At 58.4% G+C, this 17,343-nt stretch carries 15 protein-coding genes; 6 read left to right on the plus strand and 9 right to left on the minus strand.

Annotated elements, in window-relative coordinates; translation table 11 throughout:
- Positions 1–10: 10 nt before the first annotated feature.
- From FHL07_RS15830 to katB, 4 genes are all read right to left on the minus strand, one after another.
- Positions 11–2,077, minus strand: coding sequence for a carbon starvation CstA family protein (locus FHL07_RS15830; RefSeq protein ID WP_094999363.1), 2,067 nt, complete (start codon positions 2,075–2,077; stop codon positions 11–13).
- A gap of 215 nt (positions 2,078–2,292) precedes the next feature.
- Positions 2,293–3,660, minus strand: a complete 1,368-nt coding sequence (gene radA, locus FHL07_RS15835) for a DNA repair protein RadA (protein ID WP_083369766.1) — start codon at positions 3,658–3,660, stop codon at positions 2,293–2,295.
- 45 nt (positions 3,661–3,705) lie between these two features.
- A complete protein-coding gene (locus FHL07_RS15840; protein ID WP_095027005.1) occupies positions 3,706–4,236 on the minus strand; it encodes an ankyrin repeat domain-containing protein in 531 nt (176 codons plus the stop codon).
- Between the two features lie 71 nt (positions 4,237–4,307).
- Positions 4,308–5,849 (minus strand): catalase KatB, encoded by a 1,542-nt coding sequence (gene katB / locus FHL07_RS15845; protein ID WP_138738682.1) that lies wholly within the window; start codon positions 5,847–5,849, stop codon positions 4,308–4,310.
- Positions 5,850–6,115: 266 nt separating this feature from the next.
- Between katB and mscL the strand changes: the two genes are divergently transcribed.
- Positions 6,116–6,529, plus strand: coding sequence for a large-conductance mechanosensitive channel protein MscL (gene mscL, locus FHL07_RS15850; protein ID WP_094999366.1), 414 nt, complete (start codon positions 6,116–6,118; stop codon positions 6,527–6,529).
- 70 nt (positions 6,530–6,599) lie between these two features.
- Here mscL and FHL07_RS15855 read toward each other — a convergent pair whose 3' ends face one another.
- The gene (locus FHL07_RS15855; protein ID WP_094999367.1) at positions 6,600–7,376 is read right to left on the minus strand and encodes a ferredoxin--NADP reductase; all 777 of its coding nucleotides are present in this window, start codon (positions 7,374–7,376) and stop codon (positions 6,600–6,602) included.
- 367 nt (positions 7,377–7,743) lie between these two features.
- Here FHL07_RS15855 and FHL07_RS15860 point away from each other — a divergent pair, with 367 nt between their 5' ends.
- Positions 7,744–8,457 carry a helix-turn-helix transcriptional regulator gene (locus FHL07_RS15860; protein ID WP_095023428.1) on the plus strand — a complete coding sequence of 238 codons (714 nt, stop codon included), beginning with the start codon at positions 7,744–7,746 and terminating at the stop codon, positions 8,455–8,457.
- Between the two features lie 152 nt (positions 8,458–8,609).
- The gene (locus FHL07_RS15865) at positions 8,610–9,734 is read left to right on the plus strand and encodes a methyltransferase (RefSeq protein ID WP_094999369.1); all 1,125 of its coding nucleotides are present in this window, start codon (positions 8,610–8,612) and stop codon (positions 9,732–9,734) included.
- A 179-nt stretch (positions 9,735–9,913) separates the two neighbouring features.
- Here the strand turns inward: FHL07_RS15865 and FHL07_RS15870 are convergent, their stop codons facing one another.
- From FHL07_RS15870 to FHL07_RS15880, 3 genes are read right to left on the minus strand one after another with little or no spacing between them, the layout of a single operon-like run.
- Positions 9,914–10,081 carry a DUF2474 domain-containing protein gene (locus tag FHL07_RS15870; protein WP_016779358.1) on the minus strand — a complete coding sequence of 56 codons (168 nt, stop codon included), beginning with the start codon at positions 10,079–10,081 and terminating at the stop codon, positions 9,914–9,916.
- A 57-nt stretch (positions 10,082–10,138) separates the two neighbouring features.
- Positions 10,139–11,146 (minus strand): cytochrome d ubiquinol oxidase subunit II, encoded by a 1,008-nt coding sequence (gene cydB / locus FHL07_RS15875; RefSeq protein ID WP_095018389.1) that lies wholly within the window; start codon positions 11,144–11,146, stop codon positions 10,139–10,141.
- Positions 11,147–11,149: 3 nt separating this feature from the next.
- On the minus strand, positions 11,150–12,589 hold the full coding sequence (locus tag FHL07_RS15880) for a cytochrome ubiquinol oxidase subunit I (RefSeq protein WP_094999371.1): 1,440 nt from the start codon (positions 12,587–12,589) through the stop codon (positions 11,150–11,152).
- Between the two features lie 392 nt (positions 12,590–12,981).
- Between FHL07_RS15880 and FHL07_RS15885 the strand changes: the two genes are divergently transcribed.
- Positions 12,982–14,211, plus strand: a complete 1,230-nt coding sequence (locus FHL07_RS15885; RefSeq protein ID WP_095018390.1) for an MFS transporter — start codon at positions 12,982–12,984, stop codon at positions 14,209–14,211.
- A 102-nt stretch (positions 14,212–14,313) separates the two neighbouring features.
- Here FHL07_RS15885 and FHL07_RS15890 read toward each other — a convergent pair whose 3' ends face one another.
- Positions 14,314–14,751, minus strand: coding sequence for a DUF4879 domain-containing protein (locus FHL07_RS15890; protein ID WP_138738683.1), 438 nt, complete (start codon positions 14,749–14,751; stop codon positions 14,314–14,316).
- Positions 14,752–14,961: 210 nt separating this feature from the next.
- Between FHL07_RS15890 and FHL07_RS15895 the strand changes: the two genes are divergently transcribed.
- Together FHL07_RS15895 and trmA are read left to right on the plus strand one after the other, a co-directional pair.
- Positions 14,962–16,257 (plus strand): NCS2 family permease, encoded by a 1,296-nt coding sequence (locus FHL07_RS15895; RefSeq protein WP_094999374.1) that lies wholly within the window; start codon positions 14,962–14,964, stop codon positions 16,255–16,257.
- Complete coding sequence (trmA, locus tag FHL07_RS15900; RefSeq protein ID WP_095018391.1) at positions 16,254–17,342, plus strand: tRNA (uridine(54)-C5)-methyltransferase TrmA; 1,089 nt, start codon at positions 16,254–16,256, stop codon at positions 17,340–17,342. The genes FHL07_RS15895 and trmA overlap by 4 nt, the downstream gene beginning before the upstream one ends.
- Position 17,343 lies beyond the last annotated feature (1 nt).

Below are 17,343 nucleotides of genomic sequence, written 5' to 3' on the forward strand. Positions count from 1 at the left end.
CAACCCTCTATCAAGCATCTGGCATGGCTTGGTACGGCGACTCTTTATCCGTACGTTCTTTGCTGCCCCATGCAGCGACACCCACTTTGATCGCAAAGAACAGAATGCTGAACACCACGAACAGAAACAGCACGGTCAGACCGGCGTTGGTGTAGGCGTTGATGATCACATGTTGCATCTGGTCGATGTTTTTCGCCGGGGCAATCACCTGGCCGGCTTCCAGCGCAGTGCTGTATTTGTTGGCCAGGGACAGGAAGCCCACTGCCGGGTTGGCGTCGAACAGCTTGATAAAGCCTGCCACGGTGGTGCAGATCAGCAGCCAGACGGCTGGCAGCATGGTCACCCAAATGTAGCGCTGGCGCTTCATTTTGATCAGCACAACGGTTGCCAGCATCAGCGCGATACCCGCCAGCATCTGGTTGGAGATACCGAACAGCGGCCACAGGGTGTTGATGCCGCCCAGTGGATCGATCACGCCCTGATACAGCAGGTAGCCCCACATCGCCACACACAGGCCGGTGGCCAGCAAGTTGGCGCCCCAGGACTCGGTACGTTTGAGTGCAGGCACAAAGCTGCCCAGCAAGTCTTGCAGCATAAAGCGACCGGCACGGGTACCGGCGTCAACTGCGGTCAGGATAAACAGGGCTTCGAACAAAATGGCGAAGTGATACCAGAACGCCATAGTGTTTTCACCCGGCAACACGTTGTGCAGGATCTGCGCGATCCCCACCGCCAGGGTCGGTGCACCGCCGGCACGGGCCAGGACGGTGGTTTCACCGATGTCCTTGGCCAGCGCGGTCAACGCATCCGGGGTAATGGCAAAGCCCCAGTTGGTGATGTTTTGCGCAACGGTAACCACGTCACCGCCGACAATCGCTGCCGGGCTGTTCATGGCGAAGTACACACCCGGCTCGATCACCGAAGCAGCAACCATCGCCATAATGGCCACGAAGGACTCCATCAGCATGCCGCCGTAACCGATATAACGGGCGTTGCTTTCGTTATCCAGCAGTTTTGGCGTAGTACCCGAAGAAATCAGCGCATGGAAGCCCGATACCGCACCGCAGGCAATGGTGATGAACAGGAACGGGAACAGGCCGCCTTTCCAGACCGGGCCGGTGCCGTCGGTGAACTGGGTCAGCGCGGGCATTTTCAGCTCGGGCATGGTGACCAGGATGCCGATGGCCAGCGCAACGATAGTGCCAATCTTGAGGAAGGTCGACAGATAGTCACGAGGTGCCAGTACCAGCCATACCGGCAGAACCGCCGCAACAAAGCCGTAGCCGATGAGCATCCAGGTGATTTGCGTACCGGTAAAGGTGAACACCGGCGCCCACTCGGGGCTCGCCGCAATCTGGCCCCCCAGCCAGATGGAGCCAAGTAGCAGCAGCACACCGACGATGGAGATTTCACCGATGCGGCCCGGGCGGATGTAGCGCATGTAAATGCCCATGAACATCGCGATCGGGATGGTCGCCATCACCGTGAACATGCCCCACGGGCTCTCGGCCAGGGCCTTGACCACGATCAGCGCCAGCACCGCGAGGATGATGATCATGATCAGGAAGCAGCCAAACAGCGCGATGGTGCCCGGGATCTTGCCCATTTCCTCGCGCACCATATCGCCCAGGGAGCGACCGTTGCGGCGGGTGGACATGAACAGGACCATGAAGTCCTGCACCGCACCGGCCAGCACCACGCCGGCGATCAGCCAGAGCGTGCCCGGCAGGTAGCCCATTTGCGCGGCCAATACCGGCCCGACCAGAGGGCCAGCGCCAGCAATAGCGGCAAAGTGGTGACCAAAGAGAATGTGTTTGTTGGTCGGCACATAGTCCAGACCGTCGTTGTTGAGCACCGCAGGTGTTGCGCGGCTGGAGTCCAGTTGCATCACCTTGGTGGCGATAAACAGGCTGTAATAACGGTAAGCAACCAGATAAATGGCAACAGCTGCCACAACAATCCACAAGGCGTTGATCGCCTCGCCCCGGCGCAATGCCACTACGCCAAGGGCGCAGGCTCCTACAATTGCCAGCACCAGCCACGGGATGTGGCGGAGCAGGCTATTTTTATTATTCATTTTTTTAATTCCGGCCAGTTGGACAAGAAAGACTGCACCCGGAGTTTAGCGCTACTGGCTTTAAAGACCAGCCCCCAGATTGGTCTAGAGCCTTCTTTTGCGGTTTTTTGGCAGGCGGTGCTGCACATTTTTTCCGTGCAACGCCGCTGCCTGTCCCAGGCTGTCAGCCCGATACCGCGCCCAACCCTTGCAGATTTTTTTACACCTTTGAACGCTTATTCGAACAACGCATCCAACGCCTGTTCCAGACGGGTAACGCCAATGACTTTCAGCCCCGGCGGCGACTCCTTGGGCGCATTGCCCTTGGGCACGATGGCGCGCTTGAAGCCGTGCTTGGCCGCTTCCTTGAGCCGCTCCTGGCCGCTTGGCACAGGGCGCACCTCACCCGACAGGCCGACTTCACCGAACACCAGCAGATCATGGGGCAACGGACGATTACGCAGGCTGGACATCACGGCGGCCATGAGCGCCAGGTCCGATGCGGTTTCCAGCACCTTGACCCCGCCCACCACGTTCAGGAAAACATCCTGATCGTGGGTTGGAATACCGCCGTGTCGATGCAATACGGCCAATAACATGGCCAGACGATTCTGGTCCAGGCCCAGGGTCACCCGCCGCGGGTTGGACATATGGCTGTCGTCCACCAGCGCCTGCACCTCCACCAGCATCGGGCGAGTCCCTTCCCAGGTGGCCATCACCACACTGCCAGGGACTTCTTCCTGGGCGCGGGTAAGGAAAATTGCGGAAGGGTTGGAAACTTCCTTCAGGCCTTTGTCGGTCATACCGAATACGCCCAGCTCGTTGACCGCGCCAAAACGGTTTTTCACTGCCCGGAGCAAGCGCAGCCGCCCGTCGGATTCACCCTCGAAATACAGTACGGTATCCACCATATGCTCCAGCACCCGCGGCCCGGCCAATGCGCCTTCTTTGGTCACATGGCCCACCAGGAAAATCGCCGTGCCGCTGGACTTGGCATAACGCACCAGCAAGGCCGCACTTTCACGCACTTGCGACACGCCGCCGGGGGCCGATTGCAGTTGCTCGGTAAAGATGGTCTGAATCGAGTCGATGACCATGACCTTGGGCTTTTCCAGCTTGGCAGTGGCGATGATGCTTTCAATGCAGGTTTCGGTCATCACCTTGAGCTGATCCTGCGGCAGCCCCAGGCGCCGGGCGCGCATGGCCACTTGCTGCTGGGACTCCTCGCCGGTGACGTACAACGCAGGCATGCGTGTAGCCATCTGACACAAGGTTTGCAGCAGGATGGTGGATTTGCCGATCCCCGGATCGCCACCAATCAACACCACCGAGCCATCCACCAGACCGCCGCCAAGCACCCGATCCAGCTCGCCAGAAGCGGTGGAGAAGCGCGGCAGTTCCTCGATGCTGACTTCAGCCAGGGTCTTGAGCTGGGCCTGTTGTCCGGTCCAGCCGGTACGGCCGCTGGGCGGCGCCGCAGCCCCGCTTTCAACGATGGTTTCCACCAGGGTGTTCCAGACGCCGCACTCGCCGCACTGCCCGGCCCACTTGGGGAAAGTTGCGCCGCACTCGGTGCAGCCGTAAATGCGCTTGGGCTTGGCCATCTGAACTCCACGGAAAAACCGCGATGATAGCCCACTAGGCTTTGGTCAGCGCGCTACGGGCATGCGGATTTCGCCATTGGCGAGCCGAGCGGCACTGTTGCCCGATGCATCTACGGCATTCAGGTCAGCCCCTTTGCGGGATAAATCCTTGAGCAACTCGACCCGCTGAAACAGGCCTGCATACATGGCCGCCGTCTGCCCTGCACCATTGCGCTGATCAGGGTTGCAGTCGGCTGCCATCAGGCGGTGGGCAATATTGAGTTCACCCTTGAAAATCGCCCCCATCAGGGCCGTGTTACCGCGTTTGTCCTGCACGCAGGCATTGGCGCCTGCCTTGAGCAAATGCTCCACCGCCTTGGGCTGGCCGTTATAGGCAGCCAGAATCAGCGCGGTATAGCCTTTGCTGTCTTGAATATCGAGGGTGTAGCCGGACTCGATAAAGGTATCGAGCATTGATACATCGCCACGACGGGCGGCATCAAAAAAGTAATCCTGAAGCTGGCCCCGGGTGTCGGCCCCATCGGCCAGGCTCAGGCCGCTGAAAAACAGCAAGGCCAGGGAAATAAACGTTCGCATGCTTCTCTCCTGAATCAAAAGCCCTCACCCCGACCCTCCAAAAGGGAGAGGGTCGGGGTGAGGGCTGCGGGTTAATCCGCCAGCTTGGCAGCCAGCGCCTTGACCCGACTCAGATCGCCCTTGGCAACTTTGGCTACGCCAGTGCCGTACTCAGGGTCGGCCTTGTAAAGGAACGACAGGATGATGTGCTTGCTTTCATCGTCTGTAGTTGCCAGCGAACCACCGAAGCTTTCAATCAAATCTTGACGCTCTTTCTGGCTGAATGAACGGTAAAGATCACCGGCCTGCTTGAAGTTCTGCTCACGCTGAATCTTCGCCTGCTGGGTAGTACCCGCCAATGGCATTTCGCTGTAGCGCGCAGCTTGCGGCTCTTCACGCGGCATCAAGCGGCTTGGCTGGTAGTTCACCCCCGACGTGGTGTGGCCCAGGTTCATCGCGCCGTCCTGGTTGCCATTGTTTACCGCGACCCGGGGGGCGTTGATCGGCAATTGCATGGCATTGGCACCCAGGCGGTACATCTGCGTATCGGCATAGGAGAACACCCGGCCCTGCAACAGACGGTCTTCGGAAGGCTCGATACCTGGCACCAGGTTGGCCGGGGCCATGGCGACCTGCTCGGTTTCCTGGAAGACATTGACCGGGTTGCGGTTCAGGACCATTTGCCCGACTTTTCGCTCAGCCACGTTAGGCCAGATCTTGGTGGCATCCAGCGGGTCGAAATCAAAGGATTTCAAGTCTTCAGGCTTGAGGACCTGCACATACAAGTCCCACTTGGGGAAGTCACCCTTATTGATATGCGTAACCAGATCGTTGGTCATGTGGCTGTAGTCCTGGCCCTGAACCTGCGTCACTTGTTTCGGATCAAGGTTTTTCAACCCCTGCAGGCTCTTCCAGTGAAACTTCACATAGCGCACGTCCCCCTTGGCATTGACCAGTTTGTAGGCGTGTACACCGTTACCATCCATTTCCCGGTAACTGGCGGGGGTACCCGCGTTGGAGTACAGCTCGGTCAGGGTGCGTGTGGCTTCCGGTACGTGAGAGAAGAAGTCGAAACGGCGCGAGTCGTCATCCAGATTGGTACGCGGGTCAGGCTTGAAGGCGTGAACCATGTCCGGGAACTTGATCGCATCACGGATAAAGAAGGTGGGGAAGTTGTTACCCACCAGGTCCCAGTTGCCGTCCGCGGTGTAGAACTTGGTGGCAAAACCCCGTGGGTCACGCAGGGTTTCTGGGGAGTGGGCGCTGTGTACCACGGCCGAGAAACGCACAAATACCGGGGTGGTTTCGCCTTTGGCAAATACTTTGGCCTTGGTCAGGTCGCTCAAGTCATTGGTGACTGTAAACGTGCCGTGTGCGCCTGTGCCACGAGCGTGAACAACTCGCTCCGGGATACGCTCGCGATCAAAACGCTGCAGTTTTTGCAGCAGCTGCACGTCTTGCAGCAGAACCGGACCATTGGCCCCTGCTGTCTGGGAGTTCTGGTTGTCACCGACAGCGGCACCGTTGTCACGGGTCAGTGTGGCGGCCTGGGCTGTAACCGACAGCAGGCTGGCGCTTAATACACACAGCAGGCGGCGCTGTGAAAGCGCGCCGAAGCCTAGGGGGGTGGTCATGCGTAAGTCCTCTGGTTATTGGTTGCGCAATGGAGCGCTGACCAAAGGCTAGAGGCATGCAACGCAAACTCTAAATAGAAAGGTCTCAAGCCGGCCATTGAGAAAAAGGTCTGGTATTGCGCCATTCAATCGCGTAGTGAAAGCCAATAGAAAACTTCTCACGGCCAAACGGGTCGATTGCTTACCCGCAAACAGCTGTACGGGCAAGATCAGCCATGCTGATTTACACTGCACCCACCAACCTCATCTGTAACAAGGAATAACCTATGGGCGTGATAAGTGAGTTCAAGGCCTTCGCGGTCAAAGGGAACGTGGTCGATATGGCCGTCGGTATCATTATCGGCGCGGCATTCGGCAAAATCGTTTCGTCCTTTGTGGGGGACGTGGTCATGCCACCACTGGGGTTGCTGATTGGCGGAGTCGACTTCAGTGACCTGGCCATTACGCTGAAAGCCGCCGTTGGCGATGCGCCAGCAGTGGTTGTGGCCTACGGCAAATTCATCCAGAGCGTGATCGACTTTATCATCGTCGCGTTCGCTATCTTTATGGGTGTAAAGGCAATCAACCGCCTGAAACGCGAAGAGGCGGTCGCTCCGAGCGTACCACCGCTGCCCTCTAAAGAAGAGGAACTACTGGGCGAAATTCGCGACTTGCTCAAAGTTCAAAATAACCGGCCATAAGTGCTCAATAAAAACAACGGCGCCCTCAGGGGCGCCTTTGTTTTTTCATGTCACACACAATACAAAACAACTACCAATAGTTCTCAACAGCAACTTGACCTGGCCGGCGGCTCAGACTCAACTGCATGTCCCGTGCCTTGAGCAACTTGCGCGTGTCATCGATCATTTGCGGGTTACCGCACAACATGGCCCGTGAGTGCTCACTGCTCAATTCAATACCTGCGGCGTGTTCAAGTTCGCCATTTTCGATCAATGCAGTAATGCGCCCGTTCAATGCACCGGGTACCTGCTCCCGGGTAACCACCGGTATGTAGATAAATTTGTGCGCATAGTCGGCCAGGTATTCACGGCTGCATAACCCGGCGATCAGTTCCTGATAGGCCATTTCGCAGGCATGGCGGGCGCTGTAAACCAGCACGATGCGCTCGAACTTTTCCCACACCTCAAAATCCTGCAGGATCGAGAGGAAAGGCGCGATGCCAGTGCCGGTTGCCAACAGCCACAGGTCACGACCGTCGACAAAGCGGTCCAGAGTCAGGAAGCCGTAGGCCTGACGCTCCACCAACAAGGTGTCACCCACTTCCAGGCGACTGAGCTCACTGGTAAATTCCCCGCCTGGCACCACGATCGAAAAGAACTCCAGAAACTCGTCATGGGGGGAAGAGACCATTGAATAGGCGCGCCACACCGTGCTGCCATCGGCCTTGGTCACCCCCAGCCTGGCGAATTGCCCTGCGCGAAAGCGAAAACCCGGATCACGTGTGGTACGCAACGTGAACAGGCTGGGCGTCAGCGGTGTGACGTCGAGAAGCGTCTGTTGGGTGAATTTTTCTGCAGTGGCAGTCATGGGGCACTCCAATGGCGAATGCCCTAGTGTCGCGCAAAGAGGGCCTGAGAAAAACCGATGGTTTGTGATGGCTTTACGGCATCCAGCCGCATCGCAAACACCGCCCGGACTGCAGCCGGAAAGATAGCTTTGCATTGAGCTTTTGGATCCGGTGCCGTTAACCCCACGCAACTGCTATATAGAAACACCCGAAAACGTATAATTAGATACTGTTATTACATGAGCACCCACCTCTACAACTAACAAAGTTTTCACATACCAACCCCTACTTTCGAATAATTAGCATTATTCGAAACAGCACCTAAAATCTTCTTAACGGGCTATCTCACAACACCGCTTACTTACTGCCGGGCCGCAGGAGCGCCTTATGACCGCACATCATTCAATCAGTAAAAACCATTACCTTTCTTGCATAAGCGAGGCTGAACTCTGTTCAAACACACTCAAACGAATAGAAGAATACGGCTTTGACTATTTCTTCTTTCGAATGATTCCTCGCCTTGGAAACATCACAACGAATAGCAAAGTAATTACAAACTATCCAAATGACTATGTCGATAGATATGAAAAAGGTCACCTCTCGCAAAAAAACCCTCTGCTGACCCACTGCCAGTTATCGATCCTGCCCATTATCTGGAGTTCTGATGTCTTTCGTGAGACGCCTGACCAGTGGAGAGCCACGCAAAACTGCGGGCTGACCTATGGCTGGTCGCAATCGGTACACGACCCCAATGGCGCTGTGAGCATGTTGAGCCTCGCCAGAAAAAGCACGCCAGTCACCGAGGACGAGTTTTCAGATAAGGCTGCCAATGTGTTGTGGCTCTGCAACCAACTGCACAGTGCCATGCTCGAGCGCTGCCACCTTCATCACCGGCTGGAGATTCATATCATCCGCCTGTCTTGTCGCGAGCTGGAGATATTGAAATGGACTGCCGAAGGTAAAATCGCTTCCGACATCGGCATGATTCTGGGCCTGAGCACCCGTACCGTGAACTTTCACATCAGCAGCGCCATGAAAAAACTGGGGGCCAACAACAAAACCTCCGCGGTGGTCATGGCGGCCAAGTCAGGCCTGTTGTAGGCCTGACCTGCGCAGCGGCAATAAACCCATCAGGTAATCTTCGGTAAAAAAAAGTAAAATCACCGCCACCTGTAAAACCCACGGACGCTTCTGCTTGCCAGACTCCCTCAGGGGCAGGCCATGCAACAGTTGATTCCTCAGAGTTTGTATAAATGCCCGTGCTAGAAAGCCCTTTCGCCCAACTTCGCCTGATCCGCCAACCCGAGCAGCAGAACGAGCCCTTGCAGGCCTTTGATGCGGCGGATGAGTATTTGCTTAATCACTTGGCCGAACAGGCGCTGCCCGCAAACAGCCGGGTGCTGGTGCTCAATGACAGCTTTGGGGCCCTGGCGATCAGCCTGGTGGGCACAATGCAGGTCACCAGCAGCAGTGACTCCTTCCTGGCCATGCAAGCGCTGGAAAAAAACCTGGTGCGCAACGGCCATGCTTACGATGCGGTCTCGATCATTCCGGCCAGTGAACCACTGGCAGGGCCATTCGACTGCGTGCTGGTACGCGTGCCGAAGACCCTGGCCTTGCTTGAAGAACAACTGATCCGCCTGCAAGGTCAGCTGGCACCGGGCGCCCAAGTGATCGCGGGCGCGATGGTCAAGCACCTGCCGCGGGCTGCTGGCGATTTGCTGGAGCGTTATATCGGCCCGATGCATGCCTCGCTGGCGGTCAAGAAGGCCCGGCTGCTGATCGCCACAGCACAGGGCCTGGGACCATTTACCTCGCCCTACCCTACCCGCTATCGACTGGACAAGCCGGCCATCGAGCTGCTCAACCATGCCAACGTGTTCTGCCGCGAAGACCTGGATATCGGTACCCGGGCGTTCCTGCCCCACCTGCCGAAAAACCTGGGCTCGGCCCGGGTTGCCGACCTGGGCTGCGGCAACGGCGTGCTCGCCATTGCCAGCGCACTGGCCAACCCGCAGGCGCAGTACACGCTGGTCGACGAGTCGTTTATGGCCGTGCAGTCCGCCCGGGAAAACTGGCAAGCGGCCCTGGGTGATCGCGAAGTGACAGTGCGGGCCGATGACGGGCTGGCGAGCCAGGCACCGGACTCACTGGACGTGGTGCTGTGCAACCCGCCGTTTCACCAGCAACAGGTGGTGGGGGATTTTCTGGCCTGGCGCATGTTCCAGCAGGCGCGTGAAGCGCTGGTGGTGGGCGGGGCGCTGTATATCGTGGGCAATCGCCACCTGGGCTATCACAGCAAGCTGGCCAAGCTGTTTCGTGGTGTCGAGCAAGTGGCCGCCACGCCCAAGTTCGTGATCCTCAAGGCGCGCAAGTAAACCTGATCCTTGCAAGCCCCTTGTGGGAGCGGGCCTGCCCGCGAAAGCTCCGACTCGATTGAACCGACAAGCGCGCAGCGCCTGTATCGCGAGCAGGCTCGCTCCCACAGAAGACAGTACAAAAAAAACCCGCCGAAGCGGGTCATAAAACCGTAGCCGCAAGGCAACGGGATGGGAAGTCAGTGGCTTTTCATGCCTGCCGCCGTCATGAACATGCGGATCAGCCAGGCAAATACTGCCAGGGTGGCCACACTGCCGGTCCAGATCACCAGCAGCCAGCCTATGCGTTGCCATAAAGGCTTCTTTTCGCATTCTTGCACGTCGTGTAGATAATCCTTGCCAGCCATGTGGGGCCTCCTCTTGGGGAAAAGGCTGTGGCCCTCAGGCCACAGCGGCACTTGCTACTAATGATAACCGTCTTCGTGGGTCACCTTGCCGCGGAACACGTAGTAGCTCCAGAAGGTGTAGCCCAGAATGAACGGGATGATAAACAGGGTGCCCACCAGCATGAAGCCCTGGCTTTGCGGCGGTGCCGCCGCGTCCCAGATCGAGATCGAAGGCGGAATGATATTCGGCCACAGGCTGATGCCCAGGCCGCTGTAACCCAGGAATATCAGCACCAGGGTCAGCAGGAACGGCGTGTAGTGGGCCTTGCGCGCGATTGCTTTGAGCAGACCGTACATGGTCACCAGCACCAGGATCGGCACCGGCAGGAACCAGAACAGGTTAGGCAGGGTAAACCAGCGGGCCGCGATGTCTGTGTGGGCCAGCGGCGTCCACAGGCTGACAATGCCCATCAGCACCAGAACGGCCAGTGCCAGCGGGCGACCCAGTTTGTGCATGCGCTCTTGCAGTTCGCCTTCGGTCTTCATGATCAGCCAGGTGCAACCCAGCAGGGCGTACGCCACGATCAGGGCAATACCGCAGAACACCGTGAACGGTGACAGCCAGTCCAGCCCGCCACCGGCGTACTGGCGGTTGACTACCGGCAGGCCATCAATAAAGGCCCCCAATGCCACGCCCTGAAAGAACGTCGCCACCAGCGAACCGCCGATAAAGGACTTGTCCCAGATATGGCGTTTTTCCGGGCGTGCCTTGAAGCGGAACTCAAAGGCCACGCCGCGGAAGATCAGGCCCATCAGCATCAGGATCAGTGGCAGGTACAACGCCGACAACACGACCGAGTAGGCCAGCGGGAAGGCACCGAACAGCGCCGCGCCGCCCAGTACCAGCCAGGTTTCGTTACCGTCCCAGACAGGGGCGACCGTGTTCATCATCACATCGCGATCTTTCTCGCCCTTGATAAAGGGAAAGAGGATGCCGATCCCCAGATCGAAACCATCCATGACCACATACATCATGATCCCGAAGATGATGATGATTGCCCAGATAAGTGGCAGATCAATACCCATGACTCAATTCCCCTTCGTCAGGCTGTCGCTGTGGCCTTCATCTGTACCCTCATGGGCTGCAGACAGAGGACGGGCAGGCGTGCGTTGCTGGCCTGGGCCACCGTGGGTTTCGTCATCGCCTTCGTGGGTGATCGGGCCCTTGCGTACCAGACGCATCATGTAGCCCAGACCTACACCGAACAGCGAGAAATACACCACGACAAACATGACCAGCGTGATGCTCATTTGCGTGACGCTGTGGTTGGACGAAGCATCAGCCGTGCGCATCAGCCCGTAGACCACCCACGGTTGACGACCAATCTCGGTAGTAAACCAGCCCGCGAGGATCGCGATCAGGCCCGATGGCCCCATCCACAGCACCAGGCGCAAGAACCAGCGGTTCTCGTAGAGGGTGCCGCGTTTACGCAGCCACACGCTCCACAGGCCGATAAAGATCATCAACATGCCCAACGCAACCATGATGCGGAAGGTGAAGAACACGATGGTCGAGTTCGGACGATCCGCTGCCGGATAGTCCTTCATGGCCGGGATCTGCTTGTCCAGACTATGGGTCAGGATCAGGCTGCCCAGGTATGGCACCTCGATCTTGTAGTCCGTGGTCTCGGTTTTCATGTTGGGAATGCCGAACAGAATCAGCGGCGTCGGTTCACCCGGCTTGTTTTCCCAGTGACCTTCGATCGCGGCGATTTTCACCGGCTGATACTCAAGGGTATTCAGGCCGTGGGCGTCACCAATAAAGGCCTGCACCGGCGCAACCACCAGGGCCATCCACATCGCCATCGAGAACATGCGACGAATGGCCGGTGTATTGCGACCGCGCAACAGGTGCCAGGCAGCCGAGGCACCGACGAAAAATGCCGTGGCAACAAAGGCGGCCGTGGCCATGTGCGCCAGACGGTAAGGGAACGACGGGTTGAAAATCACCGCCAGCCAGTCCACCGGAATGACTCGGCCATCGATGATTTCAAAACCTTGCGGGGTCTGCATCCAGCTGTTGGAGGCCAGGATCCAGAAGGTCGAGATCAGTGTGCCGATGGCCACCATGACGGTCGAGAAAAAGTGCATCCCGCGACCGACGCGGTTCCAGCCAAACAGCATGACCCCCAGAAAACCTGCTTCAAGGAAGAATGCGGTGAGTACTTCATAGGTCAGTAGCGGCCCGGTAACAGCACCGGCGAAGTCCGAGAACCTCGACCAGTTGGTACCGAACTGATAGGCCATGACCAGGCCCGACACCACGCCCATCCCAAAGTTGACGGCGAATATCTTCGACCAAAAGTGGTACAGGTCGCGGTAGGTGTCGTCACGGGTTTTCAGCCACATGCCTTCGAGCACCATGAGATAACTGGCGAGACCGATGGTAATGGCGGGAAAAAGAATGTGGAACGACACGGTAAACGCGAACTGAATTCGGGCGAGATCGAGAGCCTCCAAACCGAACATAAGTCTTCCTCTATCAGGTATCAGGTCGTTGAGGACCCGAGCGTCGCGCCCGGATCCAACTTCCCCGCAAGCCATGGCCGCTGCGAATCGCTGCTCGCTTTTTAACCACAACAAAAAGGGATCTGGCCGACTGGCCACTCAGACAAAACCGGAGAGGTTTTGATCTGGATCAAGCATGGTGGAAAGAGTAGTCCATTCCTGACACACGGCTAATGTGGTTTGTTGTCGCGTGACACGATGCCTCAGCCCTTGATATAGACCGTTGCAAGAAGTGCAGGGAATCGCAGAAATCCCTTATCAGGCTCCCGGAGATCATGATGTTTTGAGTCATTATTTGTTACAAAACAGTGATAATCTCGGCCTCCCCCAACCCTTCAGCACGATCCTCCCACATGACCAGCCAGCCCCTTCTGCTACGCCATCACCGACCCTTTGTGGCCTTCTGGTTTGCCCGCATCTTCACCGCCAGTGCATTTCAGATGCTGACAGTGGCCATCGGCTGGAACCTCTATCAGCTCACCGGCAACGTGATGGACCTGGGTTGGGTGGGCTTGATCGAGTTCGCTCCACGCCTGCTGTTCATGCTGCACACCGGGCATGTGGCCGACCGCTATGACCGCCGCAGGGTGGCCGCCGTGTGCCAGTCACTGCAGGCGATGATTGCCCTGACACTGGCCATTAGCAGTGCCAGCGACCATATCACCCGGGAAATGATCTTTATCCTCGCGTTTTTGCTCGGCGCGGCCCGCTCCTTCGAAATGCCTGCCACCCAGGCGCTGCTACCTTCCATCGTGCCAGTTGAACTGTTTCCCCGGGCCGTGGCGGCGGCACAAGCGGCACAGCAATCGGCCACCATCGTCGCACCGGCGTTTGGCGGCCTGTTGTATGCCTTTGGCAGCGTGTGGGTGTATGGCCCGAGCGTGGCGCTGTACCTGATTGCGGCACTGCTGATGAGCAACCTGCCAGCCCGTCAGTTGCCGTTGAACAAGGCCAAGGCCACGCTGGACTCATTGCTGGCGGGCATTCGTTTTATTCGCAGTCGCCCGGACGTGCTGGGCGCTATCTCCCTGGACCTGTTTGCCGTGCTGCTGGGCGGGGCCACGGCGCTGCTGCCGGTGTTTGCCAAGGATATTCTGCTGACCGGCCCCTGGGGTCTGGGCATGTTGCGTTCGGCACCGGCGATCGGCGCCTTGCTGATGTCACTGTGGTTGGCCAGATTCCCGGTGGAGCGCAAGGTGGGGCGCGTGATGTTCACCGCTGTGGGGGTCTTCGGCGTTGCCACCATCGCCTTCGGCCTGTCGACCTCGTTCTGGTTTTCATTGGCGGTACTGGTGGTACTCGGCGCGGCGGACATGATCAGCATGGTGATTCGCGCTTCGTTTGTGCAACTGGAGACTCCGGACGAGATGCGTGGCCGGGTGAGCGCGGTTAACGGTCTGTTTATCGGCGCGTCCAACCAGTTGGGGGAGTTTGAATCCGGGGCCACGGCTCACTGGCTGGGCACAGTGCCTGCTGTCGTGCTGGGCGGCGTCGGTACGCTGATTGTTACCGGGCTGTGGATAAAACTGTTCCCGGGGCTGGCCAATCGGGACCGGATGGTGGAAGAGCGCAATACCCTCTAGATATTCTGTTCCCGATCAAGCCCTTCCGTGGGAGCGAGCCTGCTCGCGAAAAGCGTTCGCGAGCAGGCTCGCTCCCACGGCGGAGGTTTTCTGTAGCCGCTGCTACCTTATATATAGCTTCACACCCAGCCGATTGTGCGGCGGTACCAGCGAACTGTTACTGAACTCGAACCAGCCACCGTTCATGTTACCCAGATCAAAGGTGTACAAGTGCCCCACGGTGGTGCCTGAACCGTTACAGGCCACCAGCCCCTCGCCCTGATTGCATACCGGCGCCCGTACGCCATCCACTTCCTGGCCGTCCAGAGTCACATTCGGCTGGCCGCCGTAACCGCGTTCCAGCACATAGACCTTGATATGGGGGCCGTTATGGTCGCAGCGGGTCTGCTCGCGACCATCGGACACATCCTCCACCGCACAGGAAACAGACGCTACCTTGAGGATCTCGACAGTGCTCAAAGGCATGGCAGGCGCAGCGCTGACAGCGGCACTTATAAAGAGGCCAAAACAGGCTGAAACAGGTTTGATGAAGTGCTTCATGGGTCCCTCCGAAAACTGGCACGCAGTATGCCTGCCACATCAAGGTTATAAAACATGGCCTCGCAAGGTAACCAAAGCAGCCATATCCACGAGCTGCTGGTATGATGCGCGGCTTTTTCCGACAGACAGAAAATCTTCAGGCGGTCCGCGTCTGTGCTTTGCTGTTGAAAACGATTTAATCACGGCGCATTTGGCGCCACGGGGACTGGCATGCTGGAAAGGCTGTTTCAACTCAAAGCACACAACACCAATGTGCGTACCGAGATACTTGCGGGTATCACCACCTTCCTGGCGATGGCCTATATCCTGTTCGTAAACCCGAGCATCCTCGGTGAAACGGGCATGGACAAGGGCGCCGTGTTTGTTGCCACCTGTCTGGCGGCCGCCATCGGTTCAGCCACCATGGGCATTATCGCCAACTACCCGATTGCACTGGCACCGGGCATGGGCCTGAACGCCTTTTTCACCTACACCGTGGTGCTGCACCTTGGCCATACCTGGCAGGTCGCGCTGGGCGCAGTGTTTATCTCGGCAGTGCTGTTCTTCCTGCTGTCGATCTTTCGCATCCGCGAATGGATCATCAACAGCATCCCGCTACCGCTGCGCTCGGCCATTGCCGCCGGTATCGGCCTGTTCCTGGCGCTGATCGCCCTGGGCAACGCCGGTATCGTGGTTGCCAACAAGGCTACCCTGGTAGGTATGGGCGATCTGGCTCAGCCAAAAGTGATCCTCGCCTCCCTGGGCTTTGCCCTGATCGTGGCCCTTGAAGCGATGAAAGTGCGCGGGGCGGTGCTGATTGGCATCCTGGCCGTGACCATTGCCTCGATTGCCATGGGCGTGACCGATTTCGGTGGTGTCGTGTCGATGCCGCCCTCCCTGGCTCCGACCTTCCTGCAGCTGGATATCAAAGGCGCGCTGGATATCGGCCTGATCAGCGTGATCTTTGCCTTCCTGTTTGTTGACCTGTTCGACAACTCCGGCACCCTGATCGGCGTTGCCAAGCGCGCCGGGCTGATGGGCAAGGACGGCCACATGCCGAAAATGGGCCGCGCCCTGATCGCCGACAGCACCGCGGCCATGGCCGGTTCGCTGCTGGGCACTTCGACCACCACCAGCTACATCGAGTCGGCAGCGGGCGTGAGCGCCGGTGGCCGTACCGGCCTGACCGCCATTGTGGTTGGCATCATGTTCCTGCTGGCGCTGTTCTTCTCGCCATTGGCGGCCAGCGTTCCAGCTTTCGCCACCGCGCCTGCGCTGATGTTCGTGGCCGTACTGATGATGAGCGGCCTGGCAGAAATCGAATGGGACGACGTAACTGTCGCCGCCCCGGTGGTAATCACCGCCCTGGCCATGCCGTTCACCTACTCCATCGCCAACGGCATCGCCTTCGGCTTTATTTCCTGGACCGTGATCAAGCTGCTGTCGGGCCGCGCCCGCGAGTTGAATGCACCGCTGATCATTTTGTCGGTTCTGTTTGTGGTCAAGCTGGGTTGGTTTAACGCATGAGTGCCTTGCCGTTTGATTCTGCTACCTACGCCGTTGAGCTTGAAGCCAAGGCCAACCGTCTGCGTGAGCTGCTGGCGCCCTTCGATGCGCCTGAGCCGCAGGTGTTCGACTCGCCGCTCAAGCACTTTCGCCTGCGGGCCGAGTTCCGTCTGTGGCGCGAGGGTGGTGAGCGTCACTACGCCATGTTTGCCCAGGACGACAAGCGCACACCGATCCTGATCGAAGACTTCCCGATCGCCAGCCTGCGCATCAACCAACTGATGCCCCAGCTCAAGGCTGCCTGGCAAGCCAGTTCGGCCCTGAGCCACAAGTTGTTCCAGGTGGAGTTCCAGACCACCCTGGCAGGCGATGCAATGGTCACCTTGTGCTATCACCGCCCGCTGGACGAGCACTGGCAAACCGCCGCCGAGCAGTTGGCCAAAGACCTGGATATCAGCGTGATCGGTCGCTCCAAGGGCAAACGTGTTGTGATTGGCCGCGATCATGTAGTCGAGAAGCTGGAAGTGGCAGGCCGCACCTTCACGTATCAACAGCCTGAAGGCGCGTTCACCCAGCCAAACGGTACGGTCAACCAGAAGATGCTCAATTGGGCATACGACGCACTGGGCGAGCGTTCGGATGATCTGCTGGAGCTGTATTGCGGCAACGGCAACTTCACCCTGCCGCTGGCTACCCGTGTGCGTAAGGTACTTGCCACCGAAATCAGCAAGACGTCGGTATACGCCGCGCTGAACAACCTGCGCGACAACGCTGTGGATAACGTCACGCTGGTACGCTTGTCGGCCGAAGAGCTGACCGAAGCCCTGAACGAAGTACGTCCGTTCCGTCGCTTGCAGGGCATCGACCTGAAAAGCTACGAGTTCGGCAGCGTCTTCGTCGACCCGCCTCGCGCGGGCATGGACCCGGACACCTGTGAGCTGACCCGCCGTTTCGACAACATCCTGTATATCTCGTGCAACCCGGCGACATTGGCCGAGAATATCGCCCAACTGCACGATACTCACCGTATCCAGCGCTGCGCGGTATTTGACCAGTTTCCGTGGACGCACCATATGGAATCGGGTGTGTTGCTGGTTCGTCGGTAAA

Source organism: Pseudomonas sp. FSL W7-0098, assembly GCF_005930585.1.
Taxonomy (GTDB): Bacteria; Pseudomonadota; Gammaproteobacteria; order Pseudomonadales; family Pseudomonadaceae; genus Aquipseudomonas; species Aquipseudomonas bubulae.